Source organism: Rhizobium sp. CIAT894, assembly GCF_000172795.2.
In the GTDB taxonomy this organism is placed as follows: Bacteria; Pseudomonadota; Alphaproteobacteria; order Rhizobiales; family Rhizobiaceae; genus Rhizobium.
This window is the reverse complement of record NZ_CP020947.1, coordinates 1,942,186-1,957,803: the sequence shown is the minus strand read 5'-3', so window position 1 is coordinate 1,957,803 and position 15,618 is coordinate 1,942,186. Positions and strand designations below refer to the sequence as shown.

The following is a 15,618-nucleotide window of genomic DNA, read 5'->3' as shown; positions in this document are numbered from 1 at the left end:
ATTGTGGCATTGAGGGACTCGATTTTACACGATGATCGCAATGGTCGGCTTGTTCAGGAGGTGCATTGGTGAATCTTACCAATTGGAAGGGCGCTCCAGCGCCAGAGCGCAAAACATTGAATGGGTCCTATGTGCGGCTGGAACCGCTCGACCCTGACCAGCATTCAGCCTCGCTGTACGAGGCAGCATCGGCGCCAGGTGCCGATGACCGGTTTCGATATCTCTTCGAACAAGCGCCATCCGGCTTGGCGGAACTTGTACAATGGGCGCAAAAAGCGTCGGCGAGCACCGATCCATTGTTCTTCGCTGTCATCGACAAGAAGACCGGCCGGGCCGAGGGGCGACAGGCGCTCATGCGTATCGACAGGACGCATGGTGTAATTGAGATCGGCAGCATCATGTGGGGACCAGCGATTACCCGCTCGCGCGTGGCGACAGAAGCGCTGTTCCTGTTTGCCGACTACGCCTTCGGCCTGGGTTACCGGCGTTTCGAATGGAAATGCCACGATCTCAATCTGCCGTCGAAGAGGGCGGCCGAACGGTTCGGGTTCCGTTTTGAAGGCCTCTTCCGGCAGCATATGGTGGTCAAGGGCCTCAATCGCGACACGGCATGGTTCTCAATCCTCGACAGCGAATGGCCGCAATTGCGCGCCGGCTACGAGCGCTGGTTGAGAGCCGGTAATTTCGACGCGGCAGGAAGCCAGTTGAGCAAGCTGACTTTCGATCTCTGAGCGCCGGCAACCGACCGCCGATTGGCATGCCGATCCTTTTGAAGGCAGAGCCGCGCTGCTTCCAGGCGCGTTTCTGCGTGAATTCAAGGAGAGACCGATGCCAGATCAACAAAGCAAGTTCGAGCAATTCAAGGCGCTTCGTTGCTCTGTATGGTCGGGGAGACCGCGACGCGAAACAGGTTAGCGGGCTGTCGCCTTGGCGCTATCGGGAGCCGGGACGTCCGAGTTCGTCTTGCAGTCCTTCAGCCAGACGTCGTAGATCGGGTGCTCGACGGCGTTGAGGCCGGGGCTGGCGGCAAACATCCAGCCGGTGAAGATGCGGCGGATCTTGCGGTCGAGGGTGATCTCGTCGACCTCGACGAAACCGTCGATCTTCTGCGCTTCCGCCTGGTCGCGCGAATAACAGGCCTTCGGCGTCACCTGCAGCGCGCCGAACTGCACCGTCTCGTTGACATAGACGTCGAAGGTCGTGATGCGGCCGGTGATCTTGTCGAGACCGGAGAAGACGGCGACCGGATTTTCGATGCGTGCGGCATTGGCCGCAACTGGTGGAAGCAGGGCCGAGAGCGCCAGCAGCGATCCGGCGGCACGCAGGACCATGTTCCGCGTGAAGAGCTTCATATGTACCCGTCTCCAGACATTTTCAGTTCAAGACCGCGGTCAAGCGCGGCCAACCTGCGGGTAAAGGTCAATTGTGGCCAAAAGCCGGGCCTGAGGGTCGCCCGGTCGAGCCGTCTCAGTTGCCCGGCGTCCAGGCATCGTAATCGCCGGTAACCCGCGGCCGTTCGCCTGGAGCGGCAATGGAGCCCGGCGGACGGTAAGCCTGGGGAGAACCGGTAAAGTTCGGGCGATGCGCCTTCTGCCATTCCTTGGCGACGTAATTTTCCTTGGACGGAGGAACATCGGTGCGATGATGCATCCAGCCATGCCAGCCCGGAGGAATGGCGGAGGCGTCGGCATAACCCTTGTAGATCACCCAACGCTTCGGCAAGCCATAGGACGACATGCCGCCTTCGTAATAGACGTTGCCGAATTCATCCTCGCCGACGCGCTTGCCGAAACGCCAGGTCGCAAAACGCGTGCCCATCGTCTGACCGTTCCACCAGGTAAAGGTTTGAACCAGAAGATTCCACATGTCTTTTCCTTGTGCCCGCCAGATGCGAGCCAAACCAGAACTCATTTCCTCGCTTATGCCGTCGCCAAGCCGAATTGTCCAGCGATTCCACGAGAGCCACGGGTCATTTCAAGGCCATCTTGAAGCCCAGATGCGAGGGCTTGAATCCCAGCCTTTCATAGAAACGATGAGCATCCTTGCGGATTGCATTCGAGGTCAACGCTGCCCGCCCGATCCCGCGGCCTTTTGCCTCGGCAATGGCGAATTCGATCATCCGTGCGCCGATCCCCTGCCCGCGCCTGTCGGCACGCGTCTGCACCGCCTCGATGATCATCGCCGAGGAACCGCGGCCGGTCAGGGTGGTCGTCACCATCGTCTGGAACGTGCCGACCACCTCGCCGCCGCACTCCGCGACATAAAGCGTCTGGTCGGGCGAAGCCTCGATGATTGCGAAGGCCCTGGCATAATCGGCAAGAGCCTCCGGATTGGTGGTGTCACCATGACCGCCGACGGCGTCGGCGGCAAATATTGCCACCAGGGCCGAAAGATCCTCCCGGCGCGCCTGGCGAATGAGAATGGCGGTTTCGACCGTCACGCCTCAATGCCCCTCGAGCGGCTTTTCGAGGATGAGCGAGGGAATGCCGGATTGCCCGGGTGCGTTATTCTCGTTGCGGCCGACTTCGGAGAAGCCGTGCACCTGATAGAAAGCGATCGCCGCCGCATTCTGCGGTTCGACTTCGAGACGCATGATTTCCGCATCGGGAAAGCAGGTTTCGAGTTCGGCGAAGAGATCGCGGCCGATGCCCTGCCGCTGCAGCGCCGGGCTGACATAGAGGAGATGCAGCATGACCGTCTTCGTCAACGCCTGCGACATCGCCGCGTAGCCCATGCCGCCGATAGTGCGGCCATCGTCGGCGACGAGGAATTCGGCATCCCTGCGCACCAGGCGGGCCTTCAGCGCCGCCGGCGTAAAGAGATGGGCGATCAGCTCGTCCACCTTGGCTTTGCCATGCAGGCCGTCATAGGTGGCGTGAAAGCTCTCCACCAGCAGGGCGCGGACCTTCTCCAGGTCGCGCTCGCCGGCGGTGCGGACGAAATACACCGCTTATTCCTCGATGCCGAGCTTCGCCTTGACGAGCGCCTGCACGGCCTGCGGATTGGCCTTGCCGCCGGTCGCCTTCATCACCTGGCCGACAAACCATGCGGCCAAGGTCGGCTTCGCCTTGACCTTTTCCACCTGATCGGGATTGGCGGCGATGATCTCGTCCACGGCCTTCTCGATCGCACCGGTATCCGTCACCTGCTTCATGCCACGCGCTTCGACGATTGCGGTGGGATCGCCGCCTTCGGTCAGTACGATCTCGAAGAGATCCTTGGCGATCTTGCCGGAGATGGTGCCGGCCTTGATGAGATCGATGATGGCGCCGAGCTGGGCCGGCGAAACCGGCGTCTGCTCGATGTCCTTGCCGATGCGGTTCAGAGCGCCGAGTAGGTCGTTAATCACCCAGTTCGCCGCCATCTTGCCGTCGCGGCCCGCAGCCACGGCCTCGAAATAATCGGCGATCGCCTTTTCGGAGACGAGCACGGAGGCGTCGTAGATCGACAGGCCGAGTTCGCGCACGAAGCGCTCCTTCTTGTCGTCAGGCAGTTCCGGTAGATCGGCTGCGAGCGCGTTCACGAAGGCATCGTCGAATTCGAGCGGCAGCAGGTCCGGATCGGGGAAATAACGATAATCGTGCGCATCTTCCTTGGAGCGCATGGAGCGCGTCTCGCCCTTGTTCGGGTCGAAGAGGCGCGTCTCCTGCTCGATCGTCCCGCCATCCTCCAGGATGCCGATCTGGCGGCGGGCTTCGTATTCGATCGCCTGGCCGATGAAGCGAATGGAGTTGACGTTCTTGATTTCGCAGCGTGTGCCGAAACCTTCGCCCGGGCGGCGAACGGAGACGTTGACGTCGGCGCGCATCGAGCCCTCGTCCATGTTGCCGTCGCAGGTGCCGAGATAGCGCACGATCGACCGCAGCTTGGTCATATAGGCCTTGGCCTCATCGGACGAGCGCATGTCGGGCTTGGAGACGATCTCCATCAGCGCGACACCGGAACGGTTGAGGTCGACATAGGACATGGTCGCATGCTGGTCGTGCAGCGACTTGCCGGCATCCTGCTCCAAGTGTAGGCGCTCGATGCCGATCTCGATATCCTCAAACTGGCCCTGTCGGTCCGGCCCGAGCGAAATGACGATTTTGCCCTCGCCGACGATCGGATCCTTGAACTGCGAAATCTGATAGCCCTGCGGCAGGTCGGGATAGAAATAGTTCTTGCGGTCGAAGAGCGAGCGCTTGTTGATCTGAGCCTTCAGGCCGAGACCGGTGCGCACGGCCTGCCTGACGCATTCCTCGTTGATCACGGGCAGCATGCCGGGCATGGCGGCATCGACCAGCGACACGTTCGAATTCTGCGGCTTGCCGAATTCTGTCGAGGCGCCGGAGAAGAGCTTCGAATTGGACAGCACCTGGGCATGGACTTCCATGCCGACGATGACTTCCCAGTCGCCGGTGGCGCCGGGGATGAAGCGTTTCGGATCAGGCGTGCGGACGTCGACAAGGGTCATCTGATACTCTTTGCAGGCTGTTCTTTTCCATTGGTGAGGTAAAGGAAATGGCGTGCCGGTGCAAGGCTTTCGCCATAGCGTGCAACGCGGTTCGACGAATGGCGGTGCATTTGCCGCGGGTTAACCCACGCATGATAGTGTCGCCGCATGACGATGATCGACATCACTCAAATGGCCGCACTGTTGCTGGCGCTGAACCTCATCGTCTTTTCGGTCTATTACCTCGACAAGCGGGCTGCGCGCCAGGGCGGGTGGCGCATCAGCGAGCGGACGCTTCTGACCCTTGCGCTGATCGGCGGCAGCCTCGGCGCGGTGGCGGCGCAGCAAATCCTGCGGCACAAGACGAGAAAGGAACCGTTCCGGTCGATCCTGGCGGCGATCCTGATACTCCACGGCATATTGGCCACAGCGCTGACCTCGGCGCCGCTATGGGCCCCTCACCTTCTTCCGAATTTTTGAAACCTCAGAATTCCTGCCCGTATCCCGCTTCGCCATCCGAGGTGAGCATTTTCGTCAGTCCGACCGAAGGCACGTCGCGGTCGAGCTTCGGATTATAGGCGACCGAGAGCCAATGGATGCTGTAGCCGTGTTTCCGGAAGAAGCCGATCGCCTCGCCATTGCCGGAATGGGTCTGCATCGCCGCCCTTTCGAAGCCCTGATCGGCGATATTCTTCTCGATGCGCTCGAGAAGCGCCGAACCAAGCCCCTGGCGGGTGAAAACGGGATCGATCCAGAAATCCGAGATGGTCTCATCCAATCCCTCGCGCGCCGCCCAGCCCGCGATCTGGCTGTTCCGCTCGACGACGGTGATGGTCAGCCAGCGGTTTTCCACGAAGTTGCGAAAGGCGTTGCGAGCTGCATCCATCATCGCGTCCGATTCACCGATCGACGCCATCGCCTTTTGCCAGGCCCTCAGGCCGATCTCGCTCAATAGCTCCGCTTCGCCGTCGCGGGCATTGCGAATGTGGATCAACGACACCTCCGCGTTACCCCGCAACTAGACCATTGAGTCGCGGAATTTACCAGTACCAGCAGCGGGATGATGGCAGGAAACTGCGGTTTTCGACCGGTTTGATCGGCAAGCGCGGACTTGACCGGCTTTTCCGCGCTGCATAAAAAAACGTATCGAGGTGTTTTATGTTGAGCCTGTCACAGACCTGGTAAAGGCCCTGCCCGCAAGTCCGCTTGCGCGCATGGGCCCGAAAAAACGAAGCCCTGACGTTCGAAAGAGCGCCAGATCGTTTTTGCGCGCGCCTCTGGGCGCGATACCGGATCTCAACATGGACATTTCCCGCACGGAGCAGCGCATCCTGCATCTCATGGCCCAAGGCGGCCGCATCGAAATTTCTCGCGACGACAACAGGAAGATCGAGGCAGTCAGTTGCTTCACCCGCGACGGCTGGCTCTATCCCGGCGTCGACCTCGATCTTTTCCGCAGGCTGAAGCGGCTGAGAGCCATCAAGTCCTCCAGCGGCCAGCCCTACCGGATCACCGAAAGAGGGCTGAGGCTGGTGAGGTCGCAGCTCAACAACAGGTAGTTCAGACAACCCCTGACCGCGTTCGAACCCGGCGCGGTCAGGGTGCTGCTCAGGCCTTTGCAGCGAACTCCGCGCGCATCGCCGACCACTCGTCGGCCATCGCGCCCGTGCCGCGATTCCTGCCTGCGCGGCGATACCAGTAATCGGCATTCCAGTCGTCGCCTTCGATGCGATGGCAAAGCGCATGGCCCCAGTCGAACGGCTGCTCGCCTTCGTGGCGCTGGCAGATTTCGTGTACCACCTGCCAATCCACACCCATGGTGAAGCCGCCGGCCGCAAGACGATCAATTGCCTCGATCAACTGTCCAAGATCCTGTTTCGACATAAGACCTCCCTTCCGACAAGGCATTTGACAGCAATACCATCATCACCGCTCTCGGCGTCGGCAGATTTATAAAAGAATCAGCGGGCAGAGTGGAACGTAAAAGGCGAGGCGAAGTTGACCTCATCATAGGAGATCGCCAATGCCCAGTGATGATCGGTCCGGCTTCACGGACGCGGAACTGCTCGATAATATGGCCGCTCTGCGATGTTTCGCCAGACGCTTCCACAGCTCAGCGAGCGATATCGACGACCTTGTGCAGGAAACGCTTGCCAAAGCGATCGCCCATTCTGGGAATTTCCAGCGCGGCACTCAGCTTCGCTCCTGGCTTTTTACAATCATGCGCAACACATTCTGCACCAAGTTTAAAATGTCCAAGCGAGAGCATGTCGGCGGGATCGATGATTCCGCCGATTTGGCTTCATCGCCACCATCACAGATCTGGGAGGTGCGCGGGCGCGAGCTGGAGATCGCAATCTCAACGTTGCCCGACAATTATCGGACGGCCGTTGACCTGGTGTTCGTTCAAGGCGTCAGCTACGAGGCCGCTGCAGACCAGTGCGGCGTTCCGGTCGGGACCATCAAGAGCCGGGTGAACCGGGCCCGCCATCATCTGACAAAGGCTCTCGACAGCGAATGATTTGATAGCTGTCGTTCGATGATGCGCTTAGTGGAAGTCGGCAGGCCCCTGCCCGAACAAAGCTTCCGCAATCTTTCCCAATTCCGTCGGCTTCTCGCACAGCGCAAAGCCTGTGAACCTCACCGGAATTACAGACGGGTCGAAGGCGGTGGCAAATACAAATGGGATATTGCGGCGTTCAAGTTCCTCGGCGACCGGAAAGACAAACTCGCCCTCCAGATGAACATCGAGGATTGCTGCGTCGATCTCCTCGTTCTCGACAAGCTCCAGAGCTGCGCTCACCCGGGCAACCGGGCCGACGACGACAGCACCGGCTTTCTCAAGATTCCACCGTGTCTCATCTGCCAGGAAATATTCATCTTCGACAATCAGTACGCGTTTTCCTGCAAAGAGCTCGATGGCCGAATTTTCCAAAGCCTCGCTCCTCTAACCGACCGGCAGCCGCCGGACTGCTTTTCGCGATCCTGTGCCATCGTCTTTGATCCGGCTGAACAACCAACATACCGAAGCCGCGAATGTTCCCGGCATCTCCAGAAGGCCAGGCGTCAAGCGCGTCAACTTTCCAATATTGGCGACACCGGCAAACACCGGGCAGACTGATTCCCGTTATCGGTCAGCCAACTGACAATCACATCGGGATCGCGATAGCTGTCTTCGTAGGCGCCGCTTGCGGCCCATGCGGCGAAGCCGAGGACGGCGGCCGCTTCGTGGTCGGTCGCCGCTGTCTTTCGGATCGCAAGGTCCGTTACCACCACTTGGCCGGCGTAAACCGGCCGGCCGCCTGCTCGATGACATGGGCGGTTTTGAAGAGGGTTTCCTCGTCGAAGGGCTTGCCGATCAGTTGCAGGCCGAGCGGCAGCCCTTTCTGGTCGAGGCCGGCCGGCACGGCGATGCCCGGCAGGCCAGCCATGTTGACCGTCACCGTGAAGATGTCGTTCAGATACATCTTCACCGGATCGGCGGCGAGGTCCTCATCGGCGATGCCGAAGGCGGAGGACGGTGTCGCCGGCGTCAGGATGGCGTCGACGCCGGCGTCGAAGGCAAGTTCGAAATCGCGCTTGATCAGCGTGCGGACCTTCTGGGCGCGGATGTAATAGGCATCGTAATAACCGGCCGACAGCACATAGGTGCCGATCATGATGCGACGCTTGACTTCCTGGCCGAAACCGGCCGCACGCGTCTTCTCGTACATGTCGACGATGTCCTTGCCGTCGACGCGCAGGCCGTAGCGCACGCCGTCGTAACGCGCCAGATTCGACGACGCCTCGGCCGGAGCGACGATATAATAGGCCGGAAGGGCGTATTTGGTGTGCGGCAGCGAAATGTCGACGATTTCGGCGCCGGCTTCCTTCAACCAGGCAATGCCCTGGCGCCAGAGGGCCTCGATCTCCTCGGGCATGCCGTCGACGCGGTATTCGTTGGGAATACCGATCTTCATGCCCTTCAGCGACTGGCCGAGGACGGCCTCATAATCCGGCACCGGCAGATCGACCGACGTCGTGTCCTTGGCATCGACGCTTGCCATCGACTTCAAGAGGATGGCGGCATCGCGCACGTCGCGGGCGATCGGGCCTGCCTGGTCGAGCGAAGAGGCGAAGGCGACGGTGCCCCAGCGCGAGCAGCGGCCATAGGTCGGCTTGATACCGACGGTGCCGGTGAAGGCGGCCGGCTGGCGGATCGAGCCGCCGGTATCGGTCGCGGTGGCGCCGGCGCAAAGATGCGCAGCAACGGCGGCGGCCGAGCCGCCGGAGGAGCCGCCGGGAACGAGCTGCTGGTTGGAACCTGCTGCACGCCAGGGATTGATCACCGGGCCGTAATAGGACGTCTCGTTGGACGAGCCCATGGCGAACTCGTCCATGTTCAGCTTGCCGAGCATGACGGCGCCGTCATCCCAGAGGTTCTGCGTCACGGTCGATTCATAACGCGGCTCGAAACCGTCGAGAATATGGCTGCAGGCCTGGGTATGCACGCCGACAGTGGCAAAGAGATCCTTGATGCCGAGCGGAATGCCTTCGAGCTCGCCGGCCTTGCCGGCGACGATGCGCTCGTCGGAGTTCTTCGCCATGACGCGGGCGAGATCGGGCGTCACCTTGATATAGGCATTCAGCCGGCCATTGGCCGCATCGATTGCCGAAATATAGGCCTCGGTCAGTTCGAGTGCGGTGATTTCCTTGGCACGCAGCTTCTGGCGGGCTTCGGCAATGGTCAGGCTGGTGAGTTCGCTCATGGTGTTTTCGCTTCAGATCTTGAAAATGGCAACAGGGTCGGAAAGAGGCTTCGAAGCCTTATTCGACGACTTTCGGCACCAGAAAGAAATTATGATCGGTGACAGGCGCGTTGGCGACGACATCGGCGGCCTTGCTGCCGTCCGTCACCGCATCCGTCCGCTTCTTCATCGCCATCGGGGTAACTGAGGTCATCGCTTCGACGCCATCGACATTGACTTCGGAGAGCTGCTCGACGAAGCCCAGGATGCCGTTCAGCTCGCCAACCATGCGATTTGCCTCGTCCTCGGAGACGGCAATACGGGCAAGGTGGGCAACGCGCTTCACGGTGGCAAGGTCGACGGACATGGCATTCTCCGGATGGGATTTTTCCTACTCGCTATAAAGGCCATGTCCGCCCGGTGCAACGGGATTTCGTCAGATCGACAGGCTCTCGGCGGGCTTCAGCGCCTTCACATCAGTCTTCGATCCCTCCATGCCGGCAACGAATTTATCGGCCGTCTGATCGATGATCGGGAAGGTGCCGAAGTGACAGGGAATCGCCGTCTTGAAATTGAAATAGCGCCGGCAGGCAAGAGCCGCCACGGCGCCGCCCATGGTGAAGCGGTCGCCGATCGGCACGAGGCCGATATCGGGCTGGTGCAATTCGTTGATCAGCGCCATGTCGGCGAAGATGTCGGTATCGCCCATGGCCAGGATCGAGGCTTCATCCTCGAAATGCAGCATCAGGCCGTTGGCATTGCCGAGCGCATGCGAAACGCCGTCCTCGGTGATCTGGGCAGACGAGTGCAGCGCATTGGTGAAGGTCGCCGAAAAGCTGCCGAGCGCGATCGTGCCGCCGGTATTGCCCATCTCGATCTTATCGACGCCCTTGGAGCCGAGCCAGGCGGCGAGATCGGCATTGGCAAGAACGACGGCGCCGGTTTCCTTGGCAAGCGCCACGGTATCGCCGACATGGTCGCCATGGCCATGCGTCAGCAGGATGTGGGTGATGCCCGCCGAAACGTCCTTGATATCCTGCCCGGAAAAGGAGGCGTTGTAGCTGAGAAAGGGATCGAGCAGGATCTTCGCCTTTCCGGTCTCGATGCGGAAGGCGGAATGGCCGAGCCAGGTGATCTTCATGAAATCTCTCCTTTATTACGTGATGCAAAAGCCTGTTTGGGGAGATACGGATGATTTTAGGCCGGATCTGCCTAACATCTGAATCCGTATCTCAATTAAAGAATTGGAGCATGATGTCGTCCGAAAACCGCTCACACTTTTCGGCATCATGCTCTATGGACATATCTCATGCGCCGCCAAAGGAAAGCGGCGGCGACTTCAATTTCTTTTGACGGGATGAATTGGCGATGACGGTGCTGACGATCGAGGAAATGGCCGGGACGCTTGCCCCGCGGCAGGCGATTGCCGGCCTCGATCTCGGCACCAAGACAATCGGGCTGTCGATGTCCGATCTCGGCCGGCGTTTCGCCACGCCACGCCCGGTGATCCGGCGCGTCAAGTTCACCATAGATGCGCAGGCGCTATTGGATTTTGCGGCAGCCGAAAAGGTCGCCGGCTTCATCATCGGCCTGCCGATGAATATGGACGGATCGGCGGGGCCGCGCGTGCAGGCGACGCGGGCCTTCGTGCGCAACATGGAGCAGAAGACGGCGCTGCCCTTCGTCTATTGGGACGAGCGGCTGTCGACGGTGGCGGCGGAACGGACGCTGCTGGAAATGGACGTCTCGCGCGCCAAGCGGGCCGAACGTATCGATTCGGCCGCGGCAAGCTTCATCCTTCAGGGCGCCCTCGACAGGCTTTCCTTGTTGGCGAGATCCGATGGAGACGAATTCAGCTGACGCGCCTTCCACCAGGCGATGATCGACTTGCGCTTTCTGAAGCCGAGAATGGCGAAGACGACGAGGCTGTCGACCGCGATGGCGCGAGCCACGAGCGGCGGGATCGTCTCCGGCGGAATGCCGAGCGCCTTTCCGTAAAGCTGAAAGGTCAGGTCATGGACCTGGCGCGACAGCATGAGGATGCCGAAATTCATGTCGTAATAGGAGAGCCAGTACCATCCGCCGAGAAAGACGATAGGGCCGGCCCAGAAGATCAGAAACCACTTCATGCGGCCTCTCCTCCATGCTTGCGCGCGACGGGCAGATCGAGGGAGACCAACCAGATCGACAATGCCATGATGCAAAGCACCAGGGTGGGAATTGCGATATCCAGCGCCAGAACTGCGAAAAACATCATCGCCGTTACGAAAAACGTGGCTCTGCCGATCTTGGGTCCCATGGATGTCAACTCGGAGACTCTCACTCATTCCATCTCTGCTGATCCCACACTGTCGGGTTAACCCAGCCCAGGCAACGTAAACCATTTATTAAGGTTAACGCGGCGCCGGTTCCCTGTGGATGAAGGAAGCGATCAGCCGTAGACGCCGCGCACGATGCGCTTCAGCGCCGTCGCCGCCTTCTCCCAGTCCCTGGACGTCTTCAGCGACAAGCCGGCGCACTGCCCGCCGGCCGAGGCGGCAAGCACGAGGTGCTGGATCGCTGCGATGACGATGGCGTTGACCGCTGCCGTGTCTACGCCCTTCGGCGGCGTCAGCGAGCCCCGCATGCGTTCCAGCCAGAGAGCCAGCGCCTTCGAACGCGCTTCCGACAGCCGCCTCACCTGCTCGGTGTTTTCCGATATTTCCCAGGCGAGGATGCGGCGCATCAGTTGATCGTTTCGCAAAGCGTCGAGGAGGAGAAGCGACAGCCGCTCCATCAGGTCGCCATAGGTGAGCAGGAACATGCCGCCGGTGTCTTCCGGAATGCGATCCTTCACCCATGTGCCGAGATCGGCGCCGATCGCCTCCACCAGGCCGTCGAGGCCGCCATAATAGCGATAGATCAGTTGCTTGTCGCAGCCGGCGCGGCGGGCGACCGCATTGATGCCGAAATTCTGGAATCCTTCCTCGGCCAACAGTCGCTTGGCGGCGGCAAGGATCGCGCGCTCGGTGGCGCCGCGATCACGCACACGCCGTTCCGGCTCGACGCCGGCCTCAAGTGAATTTTCAAGATTTACGGCTTCATTCAGCATGACCGACCCTTCCCCGCTGTCACCAATCGGTGAGTAGCGGGCAGGCCTCCTGCAATCAATCCTATGCCCTTGGGAAGATTGTGGATATTCCGTCCCGCACCGATGATTGGCGTCGAAGGCATGTGGAGGGGCGCATGCCGGGCCGATCGGATCGGCTGAGAAATCTCGTCCTTGCGGTTGATCGCGATGGACGAACCCGGCATAGCTGCATTATGAACAATTCTAATATTCTCCACTAAGGCCCTGCAATGGTGAACTATATCGAAGCCTCTTCCGCGCCCTCGAAGAATACGGGCGCCATTCGGCTTTATGACGCGCAAGCATTCGAGGGCATGCGCAGGGCATGCCAGCTGACGGCGCGCTGCCTCGATGCGCTCGCCGATATCGTCAAGCCCGGGCTGGTGACCGATGACATCGACCGATTCGTCTTCGATTTCGGCATGGATCACGGCGCCCTCCCGGCGACGCTGAACTATCGCGGCTACACCAAATCGACCTGCACCTCGATCAACCACGTCGTCTGCCATGGCATTCCGAACGACAAGCCGCTGCGCGAAGGCGATATCGTCAATATCGACGTCACCTTCGTGCTTGACGGCTGGCACGGCGATTCCAGCCGGATGTATCCTGTCGGCACGATCAAGCGCGCCGCCGAGCGGCTGCTCGAAGTTACCTACGAATCACTGATGCGCGGCATTGCCGCCGTCAGGCCGGGCGCGCGCACCGGCGCGATCGGCGAGGCGATCCAGACCTTTGCCGAGGCCGAGCGCTGCTCGGTGGTGCGCGATTTCTGCGGCCATGGCGTCGGCCGGCTGTTTCATGATTCGCCGAATATCCTGCATTACGGCCGCGCCAACGAGGGGCCGGAGCTGCGCGAAGGCATGATCTTCACCATCGAGCCGATGATCAATCTCGGCCGGCCGCATGTGAAGGTGCTGGCCGACGGCTGGACGGCGGTGACCCGCGACCGCTCGCTTTCGGCGCAGTACGAGCACACCGTCGGCGTCACCTCCGACGGCTGCGAGATCTTCACGCTGTCGCCCGGCGGCCTCGACCGCCCCGGTCTGCCGCCATACAACGGGTGACGCTGCGATGGCGAAAGGCCCTGTTTCGACATCTTCCGACAACGAACTGCCTTTTCCAACGCAAGAGCCCATGGCCGACGAACGCTCCTTCTTCGGCAAACAGAAACCGTCCGGGCCGAAAGCCGGGACCGCTCTGCCCGCTTCGCTTGCCGGGCAAGAGCATTATCACGGCCATCGCGAGCGGTTGCGCGATCGCTTCCGCGAACTCGGCGATACCGCGCTTGCCGACTACGAAATCCTCGAGCTCCTGCTTTTCCGGCTGATCCCGCGGCGCGACACCAAGCCGATCGCCAAGGCGCTGATCGAACGCTTCGGCTCGCTTTCCGGCGTCTTCGGCGCGCCGCCGGCGCTGCTGACCGAGGTGAAGGGTGTCGGCGAGGCCGTCGCCCTCGACCTGAAACTGATCTCGACCGTCGCCCACCGGACCCTGAAGAGCGAGCTCCGGAGCAAGCAGGTGCTCTCCTCCTGGTCGTCGGTCATCCAGTATTGCCATGCTGCCATGGCGCATGAGACCCGCGAACAATTCCGCATCCTCTTCCTCGACAAGCGCAACGTGCTGATCGCCGACGAGGTGCAGGGTCGCGGCACCGTCGACCATACACCGGTCTATCCGCGCGAGGTGGTCAAACGCGCGCTGGAGCTTTCGGCAACGGCGATGATCCTGGTCCACAACCACCCTTCCGGCGATCCGACACCATCACGCGCCGACATCGACATGACGAAGGTGATCATCGATGCCGCCAAGGCGCTCGACATCACTGTCCACGACCACGTCATTATCGGCAAGGACGGCCATGTCAGCCTGAAGGGGCTGAAGCTGATGTAATCCCGCTAAGTTGAGACGCGACTACACAATCACCGCCCATTCTTGCCCATACAGAAGCCCTCCACGGAGACGATCATGTCGAACGGTCCCAGCGCGGTTCTCACTTCCGATGAGATCGACGCGATTGCACGTGACGTCGTTGCAGAAGGACAGGCGGGCCGCAAGCAGATAGCATGGCAGAAAATCCAACCATTTCGAAAAGCCCAGCGCCACCAGACTGAGGCGGCGATGGCATTGTTATGGATAGTCGACCAACAAAGCCTCACGAGAGAAGAGGCGACAGACGTTCTTTCCGAGATCGCAGACGCTCACGACGACAATATCGATATTCTTTCGGCGCTCGGGCTATGCCTAGAAGCCGTCCGCGACATCGACGATCTGAACGCGTCACCGCCTGAACACCCGATATTTCAATCAATGGTCGCGACGCTGGACCGCTTGGCCAAGCTCCATGAGGGAGGGCCTGAACATGAGCAGATACTGCGAGGGCTCGCCACGTCGGCACAAATGATGGCGCGCCAGATGGATGCAATCGCCGAGAACAGCCTCCGGAAACTGACGGAAATCGATCCACGGAAAAGCGCGTATCAATACAATTTGGGCCTTTTCTACAAAACGCGGGGCAGATTCGCAGAAGGCGTAGCGGCAGCTCGGGCTGCTGCAAGCCTGCAGCAGGAGGTTCGCGACAGTACGGAGTGGAACCTTGGAATCTGCGCCACCGGCGCAAGGGACACCGAGACCGCCTTGGACGTATGGAAGCGGATGGGACAGAAGATCGAGCTTGGACGATTCGGGTTACCGGAAGGTGGGTATTCAGCCTGCAAGGTGAGGCTTGCCCAGCGGCCTCTTGCTGAGCGGACGGCGGACTGTGATGATCCAGGGGCGGAGGAGACAGTATGGATAGAGCGCTTAAGTCCGTGTCACGGCATTATTCGCAGCGTGCTGTACGGCAATCTCAGCGTCGACTATGGCGATGTCATCCTCATGGACGGCGCTCCGATTACGTACCACACTTACGGTGAACAGCAGGTCCCGGTCTTCCCGCATCTGGCAACGCTTGTGCACCAGAACTATCAGTTCTTTGCTTTCGCGGGCACGCAAGAGACAGCACGCCAATTGATCGATCTGAGTGAGGAATTGGATGGTGACGCCATTATCTATTCGCACACCGAGAACCTTAAGATCATGTGCGCAAATTGCTGGCGCAACCCCGATATTGATCACGCCGATCATGAGAAAATGGAAAAGTACGTCGTCATCGGTCGCATTGCCGCGCCGCCCGACATCGCACCTACACGACTTCTGGATCTGATCGACAGGGGGATCGAAAAGCGAGGAACTTGCCAGCTCTATGCGCCCGATCTTTGCGCGGCGGCGGGGCAATTGGCGCGCGAGCAGATCGAAAAACGTCGGTTTGCTCTATTGACAGACAACTAGCGACATTCCTGTTCAGAAAA

General features: G+C 60.5%; 22 protein-coding genes. 8 read left to right on the top strand and 14 right to left on the bottom strand.

What is annotated here, in order from left to right; all coding sequences use genetic code 11:
• Window positions 1-65 precede the first annotated feature (65 nt).
• On the top strand, window positions 66-731 hold the full coding sequence (locus RHEC894_RS09735; RefSeq protein ID WP_010066999.1) for a GNAT family protein: 666 nt from the start codon (window positions 66-68) through the stop codon (window positions 729-731).
• Between the two features lie 180 nt (window positions 732-911).
• Here the strand turns inward: RHEC894_RS09735 and RHEC894_RS09730 are convergent, their stop codons facing one another.
• The 5 genes from RHEC894_RS09730 to gatB form a co-directional block, all read right to left on the bottom strand.
• Window positions 912-1,352: a DUF2155 domain-containing protein gene (locus tag RHEC894_RS09730; protein WP_085737107.1), complete on the bottom strand. Its 441-nt coding sequence runs from the start codon at window positions 1,350-1,352 to the stop codon at window positions 912-914.
• 115 nt (window positions 1,353-1,467) lie between these two features.
• Window positions 1,468-1,866 carry an NADH:ubiquinone oxidoreductase subunit NDUFA12 gene (locus RHEC894_RS09725; RefSeq protein WP_085737106.1) on the bottom strand — a complete coding sequence of 133 codons (399 nt, stop codon included), beginning with the start codon at window positions 1,864-1,866 and terminating at the stop codon, window positions 1,468-1,470.
• A 103-nt stretch (window positions 1,867-1,969) separates the two neighbouring features.
• The gene (locus tag RHEC894_RS09720) at window positions 1,970-2,440 is read right to left on the bottom strand and encodes a GNAT family N-acetyltransferase (RefSeq protein WP_010065787.1); all 471 of its coding nucleotides are present in this window, start codon (window positions 2,438-2,440) and stop codon (window positions 1,970-1,972) included.
• Between the two features lie 3 nt (window positions 2,441-2,443).
• Window positions 2,444-2,947, bottom strand: coding sequence for a GNAT family N-acetyltransferase (locus RHEC894_RS09715; protein WP_085737105.1), 504 nt, complete (start codon window positions 2,945-2,947; stop codon window positions 2,444-2,446).
• 3 nt (window positions 2,948-2,950) lie between these two features.
• Window positions 2,951-4,453 (bottom strand): Asp-tRNA(Asn)/Glu-tRNA(Gln) amidotransferase subunit GatB, encoded by a 1,503-nt coding sequence (gene gatB, locus RHEC894_RS09710; protein ID WP_085737104.1) that lies wholly within the window; start codon window positions 4,451-4,453, stop codon window positions 2,951-2,953.
• A 147-nt stretch (window positions 4,454-4,600) separates the two neighbouring features.
• Between gatB and RHEC894_RS09705 the strand changes: the two genes are divergently transcribed.
• Window positions 4,601-4,912: a DUF1294 domain-containing protein gene (locus tag RHEC894_RS09705; protein WP_085737103.1), complete on the top strand. Its 312-nt coding sequence runs from the start codon at window positions 4,601-4,603 to the stop codon at window positions 4,910-4,912.
• Between the two features lie 4 nt (window positions 4,913-4,916).
• Here RHEC894_RS09705 and RHEC894_RS09700 read toward each other — a convergent pair whose 3' ends face one another.
• Window positions 4,917-5,426, bottom strand: a complete 510-nt coding sequence (locus RHEC894_RS09700; RefSeq protein WP_010066465.1) for a GNAT family N-acetyltransferase — start codon at window positions 5,424-5,426, stop codon at window positions 4,917-4,919.
• A gap of 307 nt (window positions 5,427-5,733) precedes the next feature.
• Between RHEC894_RS09700 and RHEC894_RS09695 the strand changes: the two genes are divergently transcribed.
• A complete protein-coding gene (locus RHEC894_RS09695; protein ID WP_085737102.1) occupies window positions 5,734-5,991 on the top strand; it encodes a YjhX family toxin in 258 nt (85 codons plus the stop codon).
• 49 nt (window positions 5,992-6,040) lie between these two features.
• Here the strand turns inward: RHEC894_RS09695 and RHEC894_RS09690 are convergent, their stop codons facing one another.
• Window positions 6,041-6,316 carry a hypothetical protein gene (locus RHEC894_RS09690; RefSeq protein ID WP_010066836.1) on the bottom strand — a complete coding sequence of 92 codons (276 nt, stop codon included), beginning with the start codon at window positions 6,314-6,316 and terminating at the stop codon, window positions 6,041-6,043.
• Window positions 6,317-6,455: 139 nt separating this feature from the next.
• Between RHEC894_RS09690 and RHEC894_RS09685 the strand changes: the two genes are divergently transcribed.
• Window positions 6,456-6,953, top strand: coding sequence for a sigma-70 family RNA polymerase sigma factor (locus RHEC894_RS09685; RefSeq protein WP_085737101.1), 498 nt, complete (start codon window positions 6,456-6,458; stop codon window positions 6,951-6,953).
• Between the two features lie 27 nt (window positions 6,954-6,980).
• Here RHEC894_RS09685 and RHEC894_RS09680 read toward each other — a convergent pair whose 3' ends face one another.
• From RHEC894_RS09680 to RHEC894_RS09660, 4 genes are all read right to left on the bottom strand, one after another.
• Window positions 6,981-7,367: a response regulator gene (locus tag RHEC894_RS09680; protein WP_085737100.1), complete on the bottom strand. Its 387-nt coding sequence runs from the start codon at window positions 7,365-7,367 to the stop codon at window positions 6,981-6,983.
• A 331-nt stretch (window positions 7,368-7,698) separates the two neighbouring features.
• Window positions 7,699-9,180: an Asp-tRNA(Asn)/Glu-tRNA(Gln) amidotransferase subunit GatA gene (gene gatA, locus RHEC894_RS09670; protein ID WP_085737099.1), complete on the bottom strand. Its 1,482-nt coding sequence runs from the start codon at window positions 9,178-9,180 to the stop codon at window positions 7,699-7,701.
• A gap of 58 nt (window positions 9,181-9,238) precedes the next feature.
• Window positions 9,239-9,526: an Asp-tRNA(Asn)/Glu-tRNA(Gln) amidotransferase subunit GatC gene (gene gatC, locus RHEC894_RS09665; protein WP_010067897.1), complete on the bottom strand. Its 288-nt coding sequence runs from the start codon at window positions 9,524-9,526 to the stop codon at window positions 9,239-9,241.
• 69 nt (window positions 9,527-9,595) lie between these two features.
• Entirely contained in the window at window positions 9,596-10,300 is a 705-nt protein-coding gene (locus RHEC894_RS09660; RefSeq protein WP_010067898.1) for a metal-dependent hydrolase, read from the bottom strand.
• A gap of 227 nt (window positions 10,301-10,527) precedes the next feature.
• Here RHEC894_RS09660 and ruvX point away from each other — a divergent pair, with 227 nt between their 5' ends.
• Complete coding sequence (gene ruvX / locus RHEC894_RS09655; protein WP_085737098.1) at window positions 10,528-11,019, top strand: Holliday junction resolvase RuvX; 492 nt, start codon at window positions 10,528-10,530, stop codon at window positions 11,017-11,019.
• Here ruvX and RHEC894_RS09650 read toward each other — a convergent pair.
• The 3 genes from RHEC894_RS09650 to RHEC894_RS09645 all read right to left on the bottom strand — a co-directional run bounded on the left by RHEC894_RS09650 (window position 10,959) and on the right by RHEC894_RS09645 (window position 12,250).
• The gene (locus tag RHEC894_RS09650) at window positions 10,959-11,288 is read right to left on the bottom strand and encodes a DUF6105 family protein (protein WP_085737097.1); all 330 of its coding nucleotides are present in this window, start codon (window positions 11,286-11,288) and stop codon (window positions 10,959-10,961) included. The two genes, ruvX and RHEC894_RS09650, sit on opposite strands and share 61 nt — an antisense overlap.
• Entirely contained in the window at window positions 11,285-11,458 is a 174-nt protein-coding gene (locus RHEC894_RS32955) for a hypothetical protein (protein ID WP_164517681.1), read from the bottom strand. The genes RHEC894_RS09650 and RHEC894_RS32955 overlap by 4 nt, the downstream gene beginning before the upstream one ends.
• A gap of 132 nt (window positions 11,459-11,590) precedes the next feature.
• Window positions 11,591-12,250, bottom strand: coding sequence for a TetR/AcrR family transcriptional regulator (locus RHEC894_RS09645; RefSeq protein WP_085737096.1), 660 nt, complete (start codon window positions 12,248-12,250; stop codon window positions 11,591-11,593).
• Between the two features lie 248 nt (window positions 12,251-12,498).
• Between RHEC894_RS09645 and map the strand changes: the two genes are divergently transcribed.
• From map to RHEC894_RS09630, 3 genes are all read left to right on the top strand, one after another.
• Window positions 12,499-13,335 (top strand): type I methionyl aminopeptidase, encoded by an 837-nt coding sequence (gene map / locus RHEC894_RS09640; RefSeq protein WP_085737095.1) that lies wholly within the window; start codon window positions 12,499-12,501, stop codon window positions 13,333-13,335.
• 7 nt (window positions 13,336-13,342) lie between these two features.
• Window positions 13,343-14,161: a DNA repair protein RadC gene (gene radC, locus RHEC894_RS09635; RefSeq protein ID WP_085737094.1), complete on the top strand. Its 819-nt coding sequence runs from the start codon at window positions 13,343-13,345 to the stop codon at window positions 14,159-14,161.
• 75 nt (window positions 14,162-14,236) lie between these two features.
• Window positions 14,237-15,598 carry a hypothetical protein gene (locus RHEC894_RS09630; RefSeq protein ID WP_010069375.1) on the top strand — a complete coding sequence of 454 codons (1,362 nt, stop codon included), beginning with the start codon at window positions 14,237-14,239 and terminating at the stop codon, window positions 15,596-15,598.
• Window positions 15,599-15,618: the final 20 nt, after the last annotated feature.